Source organism: Vibrio sp. OPT41 (genome assembly GCF_015163595.1).
Taxonomy (GTDB): Bacteria; Pseudomonadota; Gammaproteobacteria; order Enterobacterales; family Vibrionaceae; genus Vibrio; species Vibrio alginolyticus.
Genome location: NZ_JADDYH010000023.1, coordinates 77,988 through 99,245, shown reverse-complemented (window position 1 = coordinate 99,245; position 21,258 = coordinate 77,988). Strand labels below are relative to the sequence as shown.

Below are 21,258 nucleotides of genomic sequence, written 5' to 3'. Positions count from 1 at the left end.
TTACTTTTCATACCGTGATCATGTGCACATTTTTGCTTACAAAATCTCAATCATGGCACGATTAAAATCAAGAAATCGTTTTCGAAAAAGGATACTATTTCTTACCGAAACACAAGAGAGCTTGCAGCATATAAAAAGTGCTCTTATTCTAGTAGGCCTAATTCAGGCTTAGCTAAAATATGGATAGCGCAAGCGTACCCTGCAGAGGAAGTGAGATATTATGGTTCTAGGTAAACCTCAAACCGACCCAACATTAGAGTGGTTTCTTTCACACTGTCATATTCATAAGTACCCTTCAAAGAGCACGCTAATTCACGCGGGCGAAAAGGCAGAAACTTTGTACTACATCGTTAAAGGTTCTGTTGCGGTTCTTATCAAAGACGAAGAAGGTAAGGAGATGATCCTTTCTTACCTAAACCAAGGAGACTTTATTGGTGAACTTGGTCTATTCGAGGAAGACCAAGAGCGCACAGCTTGGGTTCGTGCTAAATCTCCTTGTGAAGTTGCTGAAATTTCTTTCAAGAAGTTCCGTCAGCTTATCCAAGTAAACCCAGACATCCTAATGCGTCTTTCTGCGCAGATGGCTCGTCGTCTTCAAGTAACTAGCCAAAAAGTGGGTGACCTGGCGTTCCTAGACGTAACTGGTCGTATCGCTCAGACGCTTCTGAACCTTGCAAAACAACCAGACGCAATGACTCACCCAGACGGCATGCAAATCAAGATCACTCGTCAAGAAATCGGTCAAATTGTTGGCTGTTCTCGTGAGACAGTAGGTCGTATCTTGAAGATGCTAGAAGAGCAGAACCTAATCTCTGCTCACGGTAAAACCATCGTGGTTTACGGTACTCGTTAATCTCAAACTAGAGTGACACGAACAAAATTATAAAAGCCACCAATGGCAACATTGGTGGCTTTTTATTTGCTCATGACCAAATGAGATAGGGTGCAGCGAACACTAATGAGTAAGCTTAACAGGTTAACCCTAAAACTTAGCCATTCGTACTTTCAAAGATTTTGTCAGCTGAAGCGGCCACGAAACCTGGGTACAAATCACCATTTTCCATCGGATAGCGCTTAGCAAATTCATAAAACCCGCCAGGGATAATTTCAGTGCCTTCGCTAAAACGAACCGCTACTTTATCTGCCATGGTCGATGACTGCTCTAGCAACACCTCAGGAGTGCCCTTCACTTCACCACCATTTTCATTAATGGTAAACCCAGCGGTACGCAGATGATCGTTTACCTGCTTCACTTCTTCATATTCATTGAGTTGGTTAACGCTCACCGTGAAGTGGTTTGCTCCGTAACCATGCGCCGCAAGCCAAGATGCGTACTCACTTTCTTTAGCCAACGTTTGGTAATCAGCAAAGCTTAAATCCCACAAGCGTCCACCATGTAAGAATGCGCTATCGTTCAGCTTGTCAGCATCGACTTGTGCCACCAAATTTTTCACAATCTCTTGTAGCTCAGGCGAGCACTCTTCAACTTTTAGCTCACTAATAAATACTTTAGGTTGCTTCGGATCTGGGTGCTCATAGTGCTTAGCAACCAGCTTTTTGCTTTCGAAAACGTAATCACCACACGCCTTGTAACCAATAGCTACAAATGGCTTAGCTAGAGTTTCAATACCAAGAGGCGCGATATTGAAGGTACGTAAAGCTATATGATCATTAATCAGAGGCTCATCTTCTTGAAGCAGCTGATGCACTTTAGCCGCCGAAGGGCAAAGACGTTGAATGTAATCTTGCCATAGCGATTCAAATAACACATCGGGCGTCATAACGACTCCTTGTTACGAGATGTAGAGTTTAAAGGTAAGCGGAAGTTGGCTGCTCGTTCACAACAAAAGTTGTCCAGAATAATGAACGAGCAACCATCAACCTGTGACGGTAAATGCCAGTCAGTCAACACGCTTTTCCGAGTCTTTGCTCACTTTTCGTGTTCTGCCAACGATCACTACAACCCATACCTAAATGATGCGCCGGCAAGGTGAGCCGCAATGCATAGTTGCGACTCTATTATTAAAACTTATAGCACTACACCTGGACTCAATGTTGCAGGCAAGACAGTTTCTTGACCTTCCATTGATGCCATTGGGTACGCACAGTAATCTGCTGCGTAGTAAGCGCTTGGGCGCAAGTTACCCGACGCCCCCGGACCACCAAATGGCGCATCACCGCTTGCCCCAGTAAGCTGGCGGTTACGGTTCACGATTCCTGCACGAATGTGGTCAACGAAGTATTCCCATTCTTGGTCGTCGGTTGAAACCAAACCAGCAGATAAGCCAAAGCGCGTATCGTTTGCTAGCGCCACGGCTTTGTCTAATCCTTCGTAGCGCACCACTTGCAGAAGTGGGCCGAAGTACTCTTCATCTGGTAACTCAGCAATGTTCGTTACATCAATGATGCCTGGAGAAACAAACGCCGCCTCTCCTGCTTTCGCTTCAATCAAGCTTTCACCGCCAAGAGACTGTAGATTAGCTTGTGCATCAAGAATAAACTTGGCTGCCGCGACCGAAATTTGCGGTCCCATAAATGGCGCAGGTTCTGCAAATGGTTGGTCTACGCGAATATTGCGTGTCGCTTCAACGAGTTTGGTGATAAGCGCATCGCCTTTTTCACCCAATGGCACATACAAACGACGAGCACACGTACAACGCTGCCCAGCACTGATAAACGCTGACTGGATGATGGTGTAAACCGTGGCATCCAAATCACCATATTTATCAGAGATCACCATCGGGTTATTACCACCCATTTCTAGTGCGAGCATCTTGCCTGGTTGACCCGCAAATTGACGGTGTAATACATGCCCCGTATTCGCGCTACCCGTAAACAGTACGCCATCAATGCCTTTTGCGTCAGCTAGGGCGATACCAGTTTCTTTCGCGCCTTGAACAAGGTTAATCACGCCTTTCGGCAGACCGGCTTCTTCCCATAGCTTCATTGCCAATTCACCCGTCCATGGCGTTTGCTCAGACGGTTTGAAGACTACCGTGTTACCAGCCAGTAGCGCAGGCACAATGTGACCATTTGGTAGGTGGCCTGGGAAGTTGTAAGGACCAAACACCGCCATCACGCCCAATGGGCGGTGGCGCAATACGATTTGGTTGCCTGCTGCTTCACGGCTCGCCTCACCAGTGCGGTCATGATAAGCGCGAATCGAAATGGCAATTTTACCTGCCATGGCTGCTGCTTCAGTGCGCGTTTCCCAAATCGGCTTACCGGTTTCTTTGGCAATCACTTCGGCGATTTTTTCGCTGTTCTCTTTTACTTTCTCCGCAAAAGCCAACACGATTGCCTCACGCTCTGAAAATGGACGCTTTTTCCAGTCAATAAACGCTTCACGCGCTGCAGATACCGCCTGGTTCACCTGCTCTGCCGTTGCACCTTTGCCTTGCCAGATCACTTCTTGGTTGTACGGCGACAGAGACGTAAATGCTTCACCCTGACCTTGTACCCATTCACCTGCAATCCAATGTGTCATTGTTTCTATCCTTAAATTCTGTCGTCTGTTACTGCGGAAGAAGGCGGACGAAATCCCCTTCTTCAACCGAAAGTGCATCCGCAACGTCTGGTGCAATCATCACGCTTTGTGTTTCTGCGTCATACGCCGCTTTAGTGACTGTCGCACGGAAGTTCTCGAAAGATGAATTACACATCAAGAAGTCTTGTGTGCTGGAATGTTCAGAGATTTTGACTTGCGCGCGGAATGAATGACGTACCGACTCAATATTACGCAGATCACACTCAACCGTTGGGCCACCGTCGAAGATGTCGACGTAGCCTCGGTTGGTAAAACCTTCACGCTCAAGCAGCTTCAGCGCTGGACGCGTGTTGTCATGTACTTGACCAATCACGGCTTGCGCTTCTGGGCTGAGCAGATTGATGTAAATAGGCAGTTTCGGCATCAAGTCGGCGATAAAGCCTTTCTTGCCGATACCTGTCAGGTAATCTGCAAGAGTGAAATCGATAGAGAAGAAATGCTCTTGAAGCCATTGCCAGAATGGTGAATTACCCTCGTCGTCTGAAACGCCACGCATCTCCGCAAAGATCGTTTCAGAGAAGCGCTCTGGGTGCTCTGCCATCATTAGGAAACGACACTTCGACATTAGACGACCATTCAGACCTTGGCGGAATTTCTCACGCAAGAACAAGGTACAAATTTCGCTGTTACCCGTGTAGTTATTACCAAAAGTAAGCAGTTTAACGACGTTGTTAACGCCAAGCTTTGGCGACGAGTGCACAACTTTACTAATGTGATATGAGTAAAATGGGACATCCCAGCCGATAGATGCTTCGATTCCGGTGGTACCCGCAACCTCACCCGTTTCAGAGTCAAAGCCAACCATCAGGTAGCCTTCATCGCCTGGTTCTGCCACATCTGGCTTACCAAAGCTGTACTCTGAATGTTTGATTCGATTGGTTAACAGTTCTTCGTTAACCGGTAGAGATGTAAATCCGTGACCAGACTCCACCGCACAAGTGTGCAGTGCGTCGTAATCCGACATCGCGATAGGGCGAACTACTAGCATCAATACTCCCTCCAGATGCAAGAAGATCCTAACTATATTGTAGGAACAATTCCCCCATCAGAGATCCTTGACGGGGGTGTCTGCGTTGACGTTTAAACTGATATCGCGCTTAAACTAAAGTCGCGATCGCTTTATCCAGTTTCGCCAAGCCTTCTTCAATTTCTTGTTGTGTGATAACGAGTGATGGTGTGAAACGTACGACATTGGCACCCGCAACCAATACCATGAGACCTTGTTTACCTGCAGCAACCAGCACGTCACGCGCACGGCCTTGCCATTCTTCATTTAGTGCAGCGCCAAGTAATAGGCCTTGACCGCGCACTTCTGAGAAGATGTTGTACTTCGCGTTGATCTTCTCTAGACCTTCACGGAACATTGCTTCGCGTTCTAGTACACCAGCCAAAACCTCTGGCTTAGTGACTTCATTTACAACCGCTTCTGCAACCGCACACGCTAGTGGGTTACCGCCATATGTAGAACCGTGAGTGCCCACTTTCATGTGCTCTGCCAATTTTGCTGTCGTTAGCATTGCACCGATTGGGAAACCGCCACCAAGTGATTTCGCAGTACTTAGAATATCTGGCGTGATACCTAAACCTTGGTAAGCGTAGAAGTTACCTGTTCGGCCATTACCAGTTTGCACTTCATCGAAGATCAGTAAGGCGTTGTGTTTGTCACACAGCTCGCGAACCGCTTGAGCGAACTCAGGCGTTGGTGGCACGATGCCGCCTTCACCTTGTAATGGCTCCATCATGACCGCACAAGTACGATCAGACATGTGTGCTTGTAAAGCTTCGATATCGTTGTAAGGAAGGTGTGTCACGTCGCCTGGCTTAGGACCGAAGCCGTCAGAGTATGCCGCTTGGCCACCAACCGTTACGGTAAAGAATGTACGACCGTGGAAACCTTGTTTGAATGCAATGATTTCAGATTTCTCAGTGCCATGAACGTCTGCTGCATAACGACGTGCCAGCTTCAAAGCGGCTTCGTTTGCTTCTGCGCCAGAGTTAGCAAAGAACACTCGCTCAGCAAAACTCACTTCTGTTAGCTTTTTCGCCAGACGAAGGGCTGGTTCGTTCGTCATAACGTTACTTAAGTGCCAAAGCTTGTTAGCTTGCTCTGTTAGTGCGTCCACCATTACTGGATGACAATGGCCAAGACAGCTCACTGCAATACCACCAGCAAAGTCGATGTATTCATTACCTTCCTGATCCCAAACACGTGAACCTTCACCTTTAACAGGGATCATTTCCATCGGGTTATAGCAAGGTACCATTACCTCATCGAATAAACCGCGCTCTACTTTAATTTCCGTTGTCATTGCACATTCCTTCTTGATACCGCATGCGTAGCAGATAAGCGAATTTAACCGGCTCTCTTTGCCAGCAAATAATGTTTTGCATTTAAGCTATTGCGGCATTGTATTTACATTTAATTAACCATTTCAATAGTGATTTATTCTTTTCGTTCTCGAAAGTAACTTCCATTAATCACTGCTTATGACTATTTATGCATCAAGAAAGTAAAATAGAGAAGTGATTTTTTATAAATGTTATGTAATACAGGGGATAGAAGGTTTTAAAAGACATGAATAGACAAAGAGACTCGAGAGAATCGCATAGTTTTGCAATCCGCTCACCTCAGCAAAAAGATGAATGATTTGTTAAGAAAAGTGATCGCGATCAGATCGTTTTGCGTGCTAAAAAGTTCGCAAGCAACTCGTGACCTTGCTCAGTTTTGATTGATTCTGGGTGGAACTGCACCGCATCAATTGGCAAGGTTTTATGTTGGTAACCCATTATTTCATCCATGCTTCCGTCAGGCAGTTCTGTCCATGCAGTCAGTTCAAACACGTCGGGTAAAGTACCGTTTTTCACCACAAGAGAGTGATAACGGGTTACCGTGAGTGGGTTATTCAGATTTTTAAACACACTACGACCGTTGTGACGAATTGGTGAGGTCTTACCGTGCATCACTTGTCGTGCACGTACCACTTCGCCCCCAAACACTTGCGCTATCGCTTGATGGCCAAGACAAACACCCAATATTGGAAGCTTACCAGCGAAGTGTTCTATCGCTTGCAGTGAAATACCTGCTTCGTTCGGCGTACATGGCCCTGGCGAGATCACCAAATGAGTTGGGTTGAGCGCCTCAATGCCTTGGATATCGATTTCATCGTTACGCACCACCTTTACGTCTGCACCAAGCTCGCAGAAGTATTGGTAAAGGTTGTAGGTAAAAGAGTCGTAGTTATCGATGATCAACAACATAAAGGGTCGGTTGCTCCAATCCGTTTTGGCAATGCTTACGTAGTGAATCGCCACGTTCGTGACAATCAAGGGCGGTATTTTGCTATACCAAGCAAGAAAGGCAAGTTTTTGCTGAATAAAAAGGCCAGCATAGGCTGGCCTTTGGTCTTTACAGCTATTTAGGAACTGTTTGTCAGAAAGTAAATTCGCTTAGCGGCGACGACGGAATAAGCCGAGACCTAGCAGCGCAAATAGCGCGCCAAAACCAAACGAACCACCATCTGAATCCTTCGACCCTTCTGTTCCAGTTTCAGTTTGCGTCATTGAAACATCACGAACAGAGCTAAACTTCACGATATTACCTGTCGAGTCAGTCACTTTCTCTTCTAACTGATAATTACCTTGCTCTGGCGTTTGTTCAAACTCAATATTCACGCTACGCGCATCAATATCAGCTTGAACTAAAGTTTGGCTAGCCGAGTAAGCTTTCGTATCGCTGCTTGCCGCAGCCGCTTGTGTGGATGGCGTTAAGTTCACCGTAACAATATCGCCCACAACCGCCGTTGGTGGTAAACGGACATCGACGGCTAAGTTGTCACCTGCTTTCGGTAAATCGATGTCATCATCTGGTAAATCAATCGCGATGATCACTGGATCGTGGTCAGAGGCAGAGAACGCATCTTTGTACTTCGGCATATCACCTGTGTACTTGCTGCTGTATTCGAACAAGTTACTCTCTAGTGAGTTGATGTGCCAATCTTCAATTGCTACCACTTTTTGCGCTAGGCTGCTGCTTGCCAATGCGTGGTCCAAATTACCCAGCTCGCCCGAATAGGTGTAAGAAAACGTATCAGCGCCGTGCAGCAACGTGTTTAAGTTGTGCAGACCGTAACCTTTTTCAATTTTGGTCTTCTCTACTTGAAGTTCACCATCACCAATGGTTGTGTAAGCAGCAGTATAAATGTCACGGCCGTATTTCTCTCTTGAGTAATCAGTCAGTGTCAGAAGTGGGTCTTCCATGCCATAAGCATTGAGGTCGCCCATGAGCAATACATCGCCTTTCACTTCTTTCAACGCTTCACCCACTGCGTGCGCAGCAGAAACGCGGAAGTTGTTACAGTTGCCTTGCAGATCCGCTGGCTCAGAATCTTCTACACCAGCAATCCACTCTTCAATACACTCAGAGCCTTTCGACTTAAAGTGGTTTACGACAATAGACAAATCTTCACCCGTCTCTTTCACCGTAAAGGTCTGAAGTAGACTGTGGCGTTGATATTTGTCGTATGCAGGGTTACTTTCAGTGCCCTCTTTACGAGTAATGGTGTTCTCTGCAATGTGTTGCTCTGGCGTCACAATGACTTTTGCTGCTTCTTTTGGTGTTACTGCGTTAGCACGATATAAGATCGCCACCATGATCGCATCACTGCCAAAGTATTCGTCTTGGTATTTGTCTTGCTCTTCGATTTCGACATACGTGTAATGATCTTCCACGTCATCAATCTCAGCGTTTAAAGCATCAACCAAGTTTTGGATAGCACTACCATCACCAAAGCCGTTATTTTCCACTTCCATCAAGCCAATGATGTCCGCGTCCATCTTATTCATCGCTGAAACTATTTTCGCTTGCTGGATCAAGAACTCATCAAGGTTTGTCGCGCCACGATTTTGCCCGGTTGGGTTGTCGTGCCCGCTGTCAGCAACTGAAGTGAAGTAGTTAAGAACGTTGAAGCTCGCTACTCGTAAATCAGAATCGGCTATGGCTGGCGCCGCTTTACGCGCAACGTTAAAGTCATCACCTGACGTGACAAAGTTGCTGCTATCAACTTCATTGGTCGCAATTAGGCGGTACTCGTTGTAGCTGTAAGCCACAACACCTTGCAGGCCTTCGACACGAGAGCCTAGGCGAATGTGCTGCTCTGAAGAGCCATTTTGGTCTGCATCTTTAGCAAAATCTGGGTAGTATGGGATTTGTCCGTTTGGTGCTTTGCCATCTGATTCTAGGTATACGCGGTTCGCTGCGTTGTCTTTTGCTAGCTCAACGGCTGCATCGCTCTCTGCCGCGTGTAATTGAGTCGGCTTTAACAATGGCGCTTCATGAGAGAGCATCATATTGTTACGACGTGAATCGTAGTCGTAAGAGAAGTTGCGAGTTACAAACAAGTCACTTGCCGAGGTCAACTCAACTTGCATCCCTTCATGACGCTCAAGCGCATCACGTAGTGTCTCACCTTCTTTGATAACAAGATCGGTAACTCGAGAGGTTTCAGAGGTGCCTGTTTTCACATAGCTGTTAGCATCAGAAGCAAGCTGAGTATTGCTGTAATACTCTTGAACTTTACCTTTCACACAAACAACGTCACCAGCTTTCAGCGCCGTGTCTGCCGCGTCAGTATGAATGAACAAGCCTTCTGAGGTCTTGTCGTTGTTGTCGCTTTCTAATGCTTGTAGGTAGAAACCTTTGGTTAGGCCAGTGGTAACAGCAGTCACGACACCCGTTACGAAATGATCTTCGTCAGTAATGTATGGGTAACCATCAATGAATGGAGACGTATCGCCTTCACCTTGAATATCTTGGATGGTAGTGAAGTTAGGTTGCTGACCGTCGACTTCACAAGCGAATGGTGCTGGTGGCTCAGTCGCATTTAGCTCACCAAGGCCGTCAATGTTGTCTTTCTCAAATGCCGTCCACTGAGATGCATCATAAGTAGCAGAAGGGGTTAGTGCATCACTGTTACGAACTAATGTGGTGTCTTTACCAAAATCTACGTCACCCATCACACCGATGATGTCGTGCACTTCACCATCTTTAAGCAGTGCGATCGGGTCGTCACCGTTAAAGTTCGCAACGCTTTTATCTGTGATATCCGAGACAGCTTTGATGGTATCGCTCGCGTCACCATGCGCCAGTACATACACTTGGTTAGCTTGTAGCGTCACTTGGCTAAGGTCGAATGTGCTACCCCAAGTACCACCACCGTTTGATGATTTCGCCAACTCGTAGCCAGTGAGTGTCACCGCAGTATCACCCGTATTAGCGATCTCTACCGCTTTATTATAAGCGCCGCCTTCTACGTATTGGGAAATAATAATCTCTGCGTTCGCGTTTGCACTAAGTGCACTGGCGATGGTTAATGCGAGTATTGAGGGTTTGATTAACGTGTCCATTGTCATACCTGATATTTATGTAAATGCAAACTTAGCTCTGGTTAGAGCCTGCCATTTGCGTCTACTATCAGGTTTATTTATGAAATAAATAAGAATGAGTAATTAAAGCCGTGAAATGAATCACATGTGAATATAAGAAAATATGCCAGAGCATCCCATTCAAACATTTTTTGTAATAAATACAGAGCGCTATTGATAAACAAGTCAGAATTTAGATTGATTACTCAGTTTACTTTTTCACTTCATGTTAAGGAGTAGAAAATACATCACTTGTTGAGTTGCTTATTAACCCAACCATTCCTGTTACAAATAAAAAATATAATTAGTCACTAATTTAGAATGCTTTAATTTTCACTTGTATCACTGTTCAAGCCCAAGAATCTATTACTCGCTTCGCTCTCTCTTTTACAGGCCCCTCATACTTCAAAGTTTTCATGATTTATTCAATAACTTTTCATTACTCACTAGCCAAAAACATACACAAAAGATATAACACCTGCGCGAGACAATAAGATCTCATTAGCTGTAAACCCAGGAACGACAAATGAAAAAAATTCAACGCAGTGTGCTAGCTCTCTCCCTACTTAGCTTAATAGCGGGGTGTCAGTTGACCGCCAGTGAGCCACTTCAACCTACCGCGAATCAAGACATCATCGAATCAGCCAAAAATGAACTGGATGGTATTGAAGAGCTAGAAGTCAGTGACGAGGGTGTTATTACCTTTACTCAGCGTCTAAGAACGCCAGGAACCTACTGGATTCCAGCGAGAATTAAAGAACTGAGCTACGATATATCATGCGTACAGCTTAGTTACTTCATTGATAGAGGCATGGTTGTGAAGTCTGCCTTTCTAGGGGCTCGAGGACGTGTTGAATATTACGACATGGAACGCTGTATGAAAGACACGCCATTTCAATAATACAGGCATAAAAAAGCTCCACCAAAGTGGAGCTTTTTCGTATTTGTTCTTAGCCGACTATGGGCGAGCTACAAAACCTACTGCTTCGTATGCTTTCTTAAGCGTTTCAGCCGCACGTGCCGATGCTTTCTCAGCGCCTTGCTTCATCACTTCGTTCATGTAAGCGCGGTCAGCACGGATACGGTGGTATTCAGCTTGAATAGGCTCAAGCATAGTAACTAGAGCTTCACCAACATCTTTCTTAAATGGGCCATACATTTCTACGCCTTGGTATTTCGCTTCAATCTCTTCAAAGCTCATACCTGTTGCCGCAGAGTACAGACCCATTAGGTTAGAGATACCTGCCTTGTTGTCCCAATCGTGAGCGATACGAGGTGGCGTTTCTGTGTCAGTTTGCGCTTTGTTGATCTTCTTAAGGATCGACTTAGGCTCTTCCAGCAGCGTGATAACGTTCTTACGGTTGTCATCAGATTTAGACATCTTCTTCGTTGCGTCTTGAAGGCTCATTACACGCGCATTTACTGTCGGAATGTAAGGCTCTGGAACTTGGAAGATTGGCTGCTCTGGCGAGTAAATATTGTTGAAACGCGTTGCGATATCGCGCGCTAATTCTAGATGTTGCTTCTGGTCACTGCCTACAGGTACTTGGTGTGCACCGTAAAGCAAAATGTCAGCCGCCATCAACACCGGGTAGTCAAATAGACCGACGTTTACGTCATTCGCGTAACGTGCCGATTTGTCTTTAAACTGAGTCATACGGCTCAGCTCACCCATTTGAGTGTAGCAGTTAAGAAGCCAACCTAATTGAGCATGCTCTGGTACATGTGACTGAACAAATAGCGTGCTCTTCTTCGGGTCAACACCAACTGCCAGACAAATTGCCAGTGCGTCTAGAGTTGCTTCATGCAGCGCTTTAGGGTCCTGACGAACCGTAATCGCGTGAAGGTCTACCACACAATATTGGCAATCATAATCGTCTTGCATCTGCTGCCATTGACGTAGAGCACCCAAGTAGTTACCGATACTTAGTTCACCTGAAGGTTGAACACCACTCAATACAATGGGTTTGCTCATTAGAATGATTCCTTTGACTTCTTAATCTAATTAAATGAAAAAAACCGTGCAGTAATAGGTGCACGGTTTACTCAGTGTACTCATTAACGAGTATTTTGGAAGCTCTTTTGTAGCCGTTATGCAGAAACCGCTACAACGTCCAATAATTCTGCCAAACTGTCAGCGACGAAATCTGGATTTGATGCTGAAATAGGTTCACCGTGGTTGTAACCATATGTCAGACCAAATGAGGCACAGCCTGCATTCTTTGCTGCGAGAATGTCGTTTTTCGAGTCGCCAACCATCAGCATTTCACTTGGTTGGATTTGGTGCTTTTCCATTAGCCAGTTCAATGCTACTGGGTTTGGTTTTTTCTCTGGGAATGCATCACCGCCAAGGACATCAACGAAGTATTTTGCGATGTCGTGCTTTTCCAAAACGTCAGGCACAAACTTTGAAGGTTTGTTGGTCACCAGCGCCATAACAAAGCCCGCTTTGTGCAGCTCTGCTAGTGTCTCTTTTACCGTTGGGTAAAGATGACTTAGCTTGTGACCGCTTTGCTCGTAGTAATCATCAAACAATACACGCGCTTTAGCACGAAGCTCTTCACTCAGCTCTGGGTTGATGGTCAGGCTTTGGCTTAATGAGCGACCAATAAGCACGTCTGCGCCGTTACCCACGTAATCACGAACTTGTTCTTCTGAAACCGATGGAAAGCCAAGCGCCTGTACTGCTTGGTCTGCCGCGACAGCTAGATCTGGCACGCTATCAAGCAAAGTGCCATCTAGATCGAAGGCGATGAATTTAATGTCTTGTTGAGTCATAACTTCCCTGAGGATTTTTATTTATAAATCGGTGAAAACGACAAAGGATGGCACCCCATCCTTTGTTTTTATCATTATGTCTGATTCTACAGTAACTGTTTGTTTCGTCGTTACTTTGCAGCAATACGCTGACGAACTGCCTCAAACAAACAGATGCCGGATGCCACAGATACGTTCAAGCTTGAAACGCTACCAGCCATTGGGATCTTAATCAAATCGTCGCAGGTTTCACGAGTCAGACGACGCATACCGTCACCTTCAGCCCCCATTACGATAGCAAGAGGTCCAGTCAGTTTGGCTTGGTAGATGTCGTGCGTTGCTTCACCCGCAGTACCAACAAACCAGATGCCTTTCTCTTGCAATGTACGCATAGTACGAGCCAAGTTAGTCACTCGGATCAATGGTACGACTTCAGCTGCACCACAAGCGACTTTACTTACCGTCGCATTCATTGGCGCAGAACGATCTTTCGGTACGATGATCGCCGCAGCACCTGCCGCATCTGCGTTACGTAAACACGCACCAAGATTGTGTGGATCGGTCACGCCGTCTAACACTAAGAGCAGTGGTGATTCGTGCTTTGCAAGGATGTCATCAATATCGTTCTCATTCAGCTGCTTCGCTGGTTTCACACGAGCGATGATGCCTTGGTGATTTGCACCGCGTGCTTTGTCATCCAAGGTTTTACGTGTCATCTGCTGAATAGAAACACCACAAACCTGAAGATCATTTAGGATTGGCATTAGGCGATCATCTTGACGACCTTTTAAAACGTACGCCTCGATAAAACGCTCTGGTTCGCGCTCCAATACCGCCTTCACTGCGTGAATGCCGTAGATAAATTCGTTACTCATTGTTTAACCTGTTGTTCTGGTCGTATTGCCTGCGCCAACCGAGTTTGAACTAAGTTGGCGCTTCAACCTACTGCGCTTCTTTTTTAGTGCGCTTCTTTTTTAGTGCGCTTGGTTTTCTTCGGCTTACTGTGCGGCTTCTTTTTACGTGCTTTTTTCACTTTAGGCTTCTCGTTGCCTTGGGCGTCACCACGTTTTGGGCCATTACGCTTACTCGTTGCGCCCGTTTCTTCTGGGCGTTTAGTTGGCTCTATCGCAGGAATTGCACGAGCCGCGCCACCTTCTTTCGATGAAGAGCGAGTCGCAGCGCGTTTTTTATCTTTCGCTTTGCGTTTTGCTTCCGCTGCGCGTTTCTTCGCAGTCTTACCTTCGCCGCGTAGCTTACGACTTGTTTCGACCAATTCAAAGTCAATTTGCTTGTCATCGAGGTTAACAGCCAGTACTTTTACTTTTACTGCATCACCTAAGCGGTAGATGTTACCGAAACTTTCACCAATAAGTCGTTGACCAATCGGGTCAAATTGATAGTAGTCGTTCGCAAGGGTAGAAATATGTACCAAACCATCGATGTGCAAATCCGTTAAACGTACAAAGAAGCCAAAGCTAGTGACATTAGCGATAACACCGTCTAGTTCGTCACCGACGTGGTCTTGCATATATTCACACTTCAGCCAATCCGCAACATCACGTGTTGCATCATCAGCACGGCGCTCTGTCATCGAACATTGTTCGCCGTAAAAATCCATGTCGTCAAACGAGTAATGATAGCCACCTGTTGGTGTCCAGCGATCTTGATTACGACCTTCTTCTTTAGCAATCAGATACTTGATTGCACGGTGAAGTAACAAGTCAGGGTAACGACGAATTGGCGACGTAAAGTGCGCATAGCGTTTCAATGCCAACCCAAAGTGCCCCGCGTTATCTGCGTTGTATACCGCTTGCTTCATTGAGCGTAGCAGCATGGTCTGAATCAACTCTTGATCTTGACGCCCGGAGATTTGACGTGCGAGATCAGCATAGTCCGTTGGTGAAGGCTCTAAACCACCTTTTAGCTCAAGACCAAGTTCACTTAAGAAGTCACGGAAACCTTGCAGGCGTAATTCACCTGGAGATTCGTGGATACGATAAAGCGCGGGCTCTTTCGCTTTTTCTACCAGCGATGCCGAAGCAATGTTGGCTAAAATCATACATTCTTCGATGATCTTATGCGCGTCATTACGAATTACTGGCTCAATGCTTTCGATTTTACGTTCCGCATTGAAAATAAATTTGGTTTCAACGGTTTCAAATTCGATTGCACCGCGTTGATCTCGTGCTTCTTTCAGCACTTTGTACATCTTGTGCAACTCTTCTAGATGAGAAACAAGCGGCTGGTAGCGCTCACGTAGTTCTTCATCCCCTTCTAGAATCGCGCTCACTTTGCTATATGTGAGACGAGCGTGCGAGTTCATCACCGCCTCGTAATGCTTGTAACCAGACAGCTTACCTGTATCGGAAATGGTCATTTCGCACACCATACACAAGCGATCTACTTGCGGGTTAAGCGAACATAGACCGTTCGACAGTACTTCTGGCAACATTGGCACAACTTGCGAAGGGAAATATACTGAGTTACCACGATTGATCGCTTCTTTGTCCAACGCAGAGTCAGGACGAACGTAGTAACTGACGTCAGCAATCGCTACCCATAAACGCCAACCACCTTCTTTGTTCTTTTCACAGTAAACGGCATCATCAAAGTCTCGTGCGTCTTCGCCGTCAATGGTCACTAGTGGCAAATCACGTAGATCCACACGACCAACTTTCGCTTCTTCTGGTACTTCTTCGCCTAAGTTTTCGATTTGTTTATCGACGGCTTCTGGCCATTCGTGAGGGATTTGGTGTGTACGAATCGCAATTTGTGTTTCCATACCTGGTGCCATGTTTTCACCAAGGACTTCAACCACTTTACCCATCATGCCGCGTGAGCGTGAGCCACGATCAGTAATTTCAATTACGACTACGTTACCCATGCGTGCACCCGCTTTGTGCTCATTTGGGATCAGGATATCTTGGCTGATACGCGAGTCATCTGGGACAACATAGGAGTATCCATATTCAAGGAAGAAACGACCAACGATTTGATCATTGCGCTCCTCTAGCACACGCACCAAACGTCCTTCACGGCGGCCGCGCTTGCTGTTGTCTGTCGGTTGCACTAAGACAAAATCACCGTGGATGATGTTCTTCATCTGATGGTGCGGTAACAGAATATCATCATCCTTGCCGACGCTGCCTTCTGGACGTACCCAACCATGGCCATCACGATGACCAATCACGTAACCTTTCACCATTTCAAGTTTTTCAGGCAATGCATAGCACTGACGACGGGTAAACACCAGTTGGCCATCTCGCTCCATCGCACGTAGCCGACGACGCAACCCTTCGTATTGCTCTTCGCCCTCAAGCTTTAGTGCCTCAAACAAGTCGTTACGATTCATTGGAACGCCCGCTTGCTCTAGAAACTCGATGATAAACTCTCGGCTTGGAATTGGATTTTCGTAATTTTTGGATTCACGATCTGCAAAAGGATCGTTTGGAATATTGTCTGACATAGGCACGCCTATCTAGCAAGGAAGGTATATGGCTAGTATATCTGAGTCTCTCGATAAGCTACAGAATTGCTTTGAAAAAAGAATGATCGAGATCGACTCTAGGCATGCAAATGAGTTAAGGACGAGCCAGCAAGATCAAAAGTTCAGAATTGTCACTGAGCAAGGATTCAATCGTGCAGTCATCCAACTCCGCCAGAAAGGCACTTTTTGCTTTCGCCAATTTATCTTTGAGGCGGCAAGCAGGGGTAATATGGCAAAAATCCACACCACAGTTGACTAAATCTAACGGCTCTAAATCGCGCACAACACCACCGACTGTGATTTCAGACGCTGGCTTCATCAGCCGGATACCACCGTTTTTTCCGCGCACGGTATGGACATAACCCAACTGCCCTAACCGATTGATAACTTTAACCATATGGTTGCGCGACACACCAAATAAATCCGTCACTTCGGTAATGCTGGTTAACTCATCTTCCGGCAACGAAGCCAAGAAAATTAAGGTTCTCAACGCATAATCAGTGAAACTAGTTAACTGCATATTCTCTCCCAAAGTGCGACTCAATAACCCGCTGGTGATGCTAAAACCCCAAACTTGAGCTATCGATAAAAGTGTAAATCTTTTCTTGATCGAAAGATACATTTGAGATACAACCTTAAACATGCATTATAAATACAACTTAAAGTAGGAAGCCCTTATGCTCAGCAATCAAACTATCGAGATCGTCAAAGCGACCGCACCACTCATCGCCGAAACAGGACCAAAACTGACCGCGCACTTTTACGAGCGTATGTTTACTCATAACCCTGAGTTGAAAGATATTTTTAACATGAGTAACCAGCGTAACGGCGATCAGCGTGAAGCATTATTCAACGCTATCTGTGCCTATGCTGCCAATATTGAAAATTTGCCAGCTCTGCTTGGCGCAGTAGAGAAAATTGCGCATAAGCACACGAGCTTTTTGATCACAGAAGATCAGTACCAAATCGTTGGTAAGCATTTACTTGCGACAATCGATGAGCTTTTTAATCCAGGTCAAGAAGTGTTGGATGCTTGGGCTGAGGCTTACGGCGTACTTGCGAATGTATTTATTCAGCGCGAAGAACAAATTTACCAACAAAATGAAGCTTTGGAAGGCGGCTGGCGCGGTCTACGCGAATTTGAATTAGTCGATAAAAAGATTGAGATCGAGCACATTTGCAGCTTTGTGTTCAAGCCAACCGATGGCCAAAAAGTGGCGCCGTATAAACCGGGACAATACCTTGGCATCTACATCAACAGTGACCAGTTAGAAAACCAAGAAATTCGCCAATATAGCCTGTCTTCTGCGGTCCAAGAGAACACCTACCGTATCTCAGTAAAACGTGAAGAAGGCGGAAAAGTGTCGAACTACCTGCACGATAGCCTGAACATTGGCGAAAAAGTGCAGCTTGCGGCCCCTGCCGGTGATTTCTTTATGGATGCCGAACCACAAACACCCGTTGTTCTAATTTCTGCTGGTGTGGGACTTACTCCAACGCTGTCAATGCTAGAAAGTCTCTCAGAACATCAAGCACCTGTAACTTGGGTTCATGCAACAGAAAATGGCCAACAGCATGCTTTCAAGCAACACGTAAACCAACTCGTTGCAGAAAAAGAAAATATGAACGCGCTCGTTTGGTATAACCAACCAACGGCAGAAGACAAGCTAGGTGAAGACTTCCACTTCACGGGCTTTGTCAATCTGTATGAAATTGAAGCTGCATTAAAGCAAGATAACGTGCAGGTGTACTTCTGTGGTCCTGTAGGATTTATGCAGCACGTAGCGAAACAGCTATTAGAACTTGGCGTACCAGAAGAGCAATTCCATTACGAATGCTTCGGTCCACACAAAGTGGTTTAAGCGCTATCAGCTATCGGGAAAACAACAAAGCCCACGTGACGTGGGCTTTGTTGTATGAAGTTGTTTGCAATATTGAAGTGTTACCAAAAGGTGTCTCGCCGTTTAGCTCGAGCAATAACGTTTTGTGGCATGCGCTGTTCAAGGCCGTTTCTCAATACAGTTATGCGCTTATGCTGCCGCTTATCTGCTGTGACAGAGTTATATAACCAACGATACGCATCTTCGTAATCGAGTGGACTGCCATAATCACGTAAAAGCAACTCGGCCAGATGAATACGCGCGTTTAGGTTTCCCATTGACGCAGCTTCTCGCAAATATGGAATTGCACGTTCTTTATCTTGCTGTACTAAAGTGCCACGCGAATAGTATCGGCCAATCTGCTCTAGTGCAGCTGGTAACCCCTGATGCGCTGCATTTTCGATGTAGTAAAGACCCAGTTCGACATCTTGCTCGACACACACCCCCCAAGCCAACATATCTCCGTACAGAAATTCATAAGCGGGTAAGTTAATTCGAGTCGCACGAGCTACGATATCCTCCACCAGCTGGCAGTTATCAGCGCGCACACGTTGTAAGTGCTTATTTTGCTCAATAAGCTTTATCAGCTCTGCTTCGGTATAGATCGGAACTGGTGCCCCCACATCAGCAACATTGGCTTTCACTGTGGTAGCAACCAAGCTCAACAACAGTGAAGCAGCCACTGTTCGTAACTTCATAAACGTACCCTTAAGGTATCTAAGAAACCAAAGATCGGTGAAGGATCTCCTCTGCTTGATAACCTTATCGGCAAAAAACAGCTAAGCTTTAGACAATTTTTGCCTCTGATTTAGGCTCAGCGGCAAAAGCTTGCCATATGAGAGTCACGCTGTTTTTGTTCAGATACAAAAAAGCCGACCAGAAGGTCGGCTTTTGCAATCTTTAACGGCTATCAATTAAGCTTCGAATGGGTGAACTTTGATGATAGTTTCGTTACGGTCAGGACCTGTAGAGATGATGTCTACTGGAACGCCAGTTAGCTCTTCAATACGCTTGATGTAGTCAAGAGCGGCTTGTGGTAGAGCATCTAGTGACTTAGCACCAAATGTGTTCTCAGACCAACCAGGCATTGTTTCGTAGATTGGCGTTGCTTTTTCGAATGCTTCAGCAGCCATCGGAGAAACTTCTAGCACAGAGCCATCTTCCATCTTGTAACCAGTACAGATTTTTAGCTCTTCTAGACCATCTAGTACGTCTAGTTTAGTTAGACAGAAACCAGATACAGAGTTGATTTGGATTGCACGACGCATAGCAACAGCATCGAACCAACCTGTACGACGTAGACGACCAGTTGTCGCACCGAACTCGTGGCCAACTTCACCTAAGTGCTTACCAATTGGATCTTGCTTATCTAAACCGTCGTATAGTTCAGTCGGGAATGGACCAGCACCAACGCGAGTACAGTACGCTTTTGCGATACCCAAGATGTAACCGATGTGACGAGGACCAAAACCAGAACCTGCAGCAACACCACCAGCAGTCGTGTTAGAAGACGTTACGTACGGGTAAGTACCGTGGTCGATATCAAGTAGTGTACCTTGTGCACCTTCGAACATGATCTTGTCGCCGCGCTTACGTGCTGCGTCTAGTTCGTCAGTTACGTCGATAACCATTGAAGTTAGTAGCTCAGCGTAGCCTTTCGCTTGCTCAAGTACTTCTTCGTAGCTTACTGGCTCCGCTTTGTAGAAGTTAACTAGTTGGAAGTTATGGAACTCCATGACTTCTTTTAGCTTCTCTGCGAAAGTCGCCATATCGAATAGGTCGCCAACGCGTAGACCGCGACGAGCAACTTTATCTTCGTATGCTGGACCGATACCACGACCAGTAGTACCGATAGCTTTTTTACCGCGAGCGATTTCGCGAGCTTGGTCCATTGCAACGTGGTAAGGAAGAATTAGCGGACATGCTTCAGAAATGAAAAGACGCTCGCGTACTGGAATACCGCGCTCTTCAAGAGGCTTCATTTCTTTAAGTAGAGCTTCAGGTGATAGTACAACACCGTTACCGATAACACATTTTACGTTATCGCGAAGGATACCTGATGGAATTAAGTGAAGAACGGTTTTTTCACCGTCAATTACGAGAGTGTGACCTGCGTTGTGACCGCCTTGGTAGCGTACCACGTATTTTGCATCTTCAGTTAAAAGGTCTACGATTTTACCTTTACCTTCGTCACCCCATTGGGTGCCTAGAACGACTACGTTATTTCCCATCTTTCCAAGTCTGATTGCTAGTTAAAAATGGATTCTAGCACCGAATCACGCTTCTTGCAGTCATTTTTTGTTCACAGAGTTGCTACCAGAATGTCATCTTGCCGCTTTGTTCATTTTGAAATCAGCATATCACTGATAGTATTTAGCTTTCTCTATTCGACTGGAAAGCGCTATGTCTGAATCCATATGGTTGGCGATTGGGCTCGTGTTGATCGTGGAAGGCATTGGGCCACTGATTGCTCCTAACGGTTGGCGGAATATGGTGGCTCAATTAAGTGAACAACCCAACAATCAGCTACGACGCATCGGTGGCTGCCTAGTAGTTGCTGGAGCCGTCATCGCCATCATGATGAGCTAGCACTTAGCATCAGATACAAAAAAGGCTCCCTAAGGAGCCTTTTATTTCAATGAGACGCGGAGATTATTTCTCCATGCTGCCCTTCGACTGGTTCATGTATTGGAAGAACTCACTCTTCGGATCAAGCACCAGAATATCGCTCTTAGAGCTGAAGGACTTCTCATACGCACGTAGCGAACGTAGGAAGCTAAAGAACTCAGGGTCTTTGTTGTATGCTTCAGCATAAATCTTCGCAGCTTCAGCATCCGCCTCACCTCGTGTCACACGCGCAGTTTTATCAGCTTCAGCTAGAATAGTTGCTACTTCTAGTTCTGCTTGAGCACGAATAACTTCCGCTTTTTCACGACCTTGAGAACGGTGCTTACGAGCAACGGACTCACGCTCCGCACGCATACGACGGTAGATAGACTCACTGATTTCATCAGGCAGGTTGATTTTCTTCATTCGGAAATCAACGACACGAACACCCAAGTCTTTCATTGCGCTTTCACGCGTGTCTTTCAATACTTCAGACATGATTAGGTCGCGTTCACCATCAATCTCAAGCGCCTCACGAGCCGCTTCAGTTGCGACAACAT

At 46.0% G+C, this 21,258-nt stretch carries 18 protein-coding genes; 4 read left to right on the top strand and 14 right to left on the bottom strand.

Annotated elements, in window-relative coordinates; genetic code table 11:
• The first annotated feature begins 220 nt into the window (after positions 1-220).
• Positions 221-853, top strand: coding sequence for a cAMP-activated global transcriptional regulator CRP (gene crp / locus IQP38_RS11710; protein WP_005381432.1), 633 nt, complete (start codon positions 221-223; stop codon positions 851-853).
• Positions 854-989: 136 nt separating this feature from the next.
• Here the strand turns inward: crp and IQP38_RS11705 are convergent, their stop codons facing one another.
• From IQP38_RS11705 to IQP38_RS11680, 6 genes are all read right to left on the bottom strand, one after another.
• Complete coding sequence (locus tag IQP38_RS11705; RefSeq protein WP_042523639.1) at positions 990-1,781, bottom strand: DUF1338 domain-containing protein; 792 nt, start codon at positions 1,779-1,781, stop codon at positions 990-992.
• Between the two features lie 248 nt (positions 1,782-2,029).
• Positions 2,030-3,487: a succinylglutamate-semialdehyde dehydrogenase gene (gene astD / locus IQP38_RS11700; RefSeq protein ID WP_025768787.1), complete on the bottom strand. Its 1,458-nt coding sequence runs from the start codon at positions 3,485-3,487 to the stop codon at positions 2,030-2,032.
• A 28-nt stretch (positions 3,488-3,515) separates the two neighbouring features.
• Positions 3,516-4,535 carry an arginine N-succinyltransferase gene (gene astA, locus IQP38_RS11695; RefSeq protein WP_005381422.1) on the bottom strand — a complete coding sequence of 340 codons (1,020 nt, stop codon included), beginning with the start codon at positions 4,533-4,535 and terminating at the stop codon, positions 3,516-3,518.
• A 109-nt stretch (positions 4,536-4,644) separates the two neighbouring features.
• A complete protein-coding gene (locus tag IQP38_RS11690; protein ID WP_054575289.1) occupies positions 4,645-5,856 on the bottom strand; it encodes an aspartate aminotransferase family protein in 1,212 nt (403 codons plus the stop codon).
• Positions 5,857-6,217: 361 nt separating this feature from the next.
• Entirely contained in the window at positions 6,218-6,805 is a 588-nt protein-coding gene (locus IQP38_RS11685) for an aminodeoxychorismate/anthranilate synthase component II (RefSeq protein WP_193837601.1), read from the bottom strand.
• Positions 6,806-6,994: 189 nt separating this feature from the next.
• On the bottom strand, positions 6,995-9,949 hold the full coding sequence (locus IQP38_RS11680) for an ExeM/NucH family extracellular endonuclease (protein WP_193837597.1): 2,955 nt from the start codon (positions 9,947-9,949) through the stop codon (positions 6,995-6,997).
• A gap of 544 nt (positions 9,950-10,493) precedes the next feature.
• Between IQP38_RS11680 and IQP38_RS11675 the strand changes: the two genes are divergently transcribed.
• Positions 10,494-10,868, top strand: coding sequence for a hypothetical protein (locus IQP38_RS11675; protein ID WP_042523632.1), 375 nt, complete (start codon positions 10,494-10,496; stop codon positions 10,866-10,868).
• A gap of 57 nt (positions 10,869-10,925) precedes the next feature.
• Here the strand turns inward: IQP38_RS11675 and trpS are convergent, their stop codons facing one another.
• The 5 genes from trpS to nsrR form a co-directional block, all read right to left on the bottom strand.
• Entirely contained in the window at positions 10,926-11,942 is a 1,017-nt protein-coding gene (gene trpS / locus IQP38_RS11670; protein WP_042523630.1) for a tryptophan--tRNA ligase, read from the bottom strand.
• Positions 11,943-12,058: 116 nt separating this feature from the next.
• On the bottom strand, positions 12,059-12,745 hold the full coding sequence (locus tag IQP38_RS11665; protein ID WP_005382834.1) for a phosphoglycolate phosphatase: 687 nt from the start codon (positions 12,743-12,745) through the stop codon (positions 12,059-12,061).
• A gap of 110 nt (positions 12,746-12,855) precedes the next feature.
• The gene (rlmB, locus tag IQP38_RS11660; protein WP_047103967.1) at positions 12,856-13,599 is read right to left on the bottom strand and encodes a 23S rRNA (guanosine(2251)-2'-O)-methyltransferase RlmB; all 744 of its coding nucleotides are present in this window, start codon (positions 13,597-13,599) and stop codon (positions 12,856-12,858) included.
• 83 nt (positions 13,600-13,682) lie between these two features.
• Positions 13,683-16,190 (bottom strand): ribonuclease R, encoded by a 2,508-nt coding sequence (rnr, locus tag IQP38_RS11655; protein WP_193837596.1) that lies wholly within the window; start codon positions 16,188-16,190, stop codon positions 13,683-13,685.
• Between the two features lie 115 nt (positions 16,191-16,305).
• Positions 16,306-16,731: a nitric oxide-sensing transcriptional repressor NsrR gene (nsrR, locus tag IQP38_RS11650; RefSeq protein WP_005381392.1), complete on the bottom strand. Its 426-nt coding sequence runs from the start codon at positions 16,729-16,731 to the stop codon at positions 16,306-16,308.
• Between the two features lie 157 nt (positions 16,732-16,888).
• Here nsrR and hmpA point away from each other — a divergent pair, with 157 nt between their 5' ends.
• Complete coding sequence (gene hmpA, locus IQP38_RS11645) at positions 16,889-18,073, top strand: NO-inducible flavohemoprotein (RefSeq protein WP_054866584.1); 1,185 nt, start codon at positions 16,889-16,891, stop codon at positions 18,071-18,073.
• An 80-nt stretch (positions 18,074-18,153) separates the two neighbouring features.
• On the opposite strand, the gene motX is transcribed toward hmpA, so the two are convergent.
• Together motX and IQP38_RS11635 are read right to left on the bottom strand one after the other, a co-directional pair.
• The gene (gene motX / locus IQP38_RS11640; protein ID WP_193837595.1) at positions 18,154-18,789 is read right to left on the bottom strand and encodes a flagellar protein MotX; all 636 of its coding nucleotides are present in this window, start codon (positions 18,787-18,789) and stop codon (positions 18,154-18,156) included.
• A gap of 216 nt (positions 18,790-19,005) precedes the next feature.
• Positions 19,006-20,322 (bottom strand): adenylosuccinate synthase, encoded by a 1,317-nt coding sequence (locus tag IQP38_RS11635; protein ID WP_005381385.1) that lies wholly within the window; start codon positions 20,320-20,322, stop codon positions 19,006-19,008.
• Positions 20,323-20,494: 172 nt separating this feature from the next.
• Between IQP38_RS11635 and IQP38_RS11630 the strand changes: the two genes are divergently transcribed.
• Complete coding sequence (locus IQP38_RS11630; protein WP_005381383.1) at positions 20,495-20,680, top strand: DUF2065 domain-containing protein; 186 nt, start codon at positions 20,495-20,497, stop codon at positions 20,678-20,680.
• Positions 20,681-20,743: 63 nt separating this feature from the next.
• Here IQP38_RS11630 and hflC read toward each other — a convergent pair.
• Positions 20,744-21,258: protease modulator HflC (gene hflC / locus IQP38_RS26395; protein WP_228010051.1), on the bottom strand; the 515-nt coding region annotated here is incomplete at its 5' end.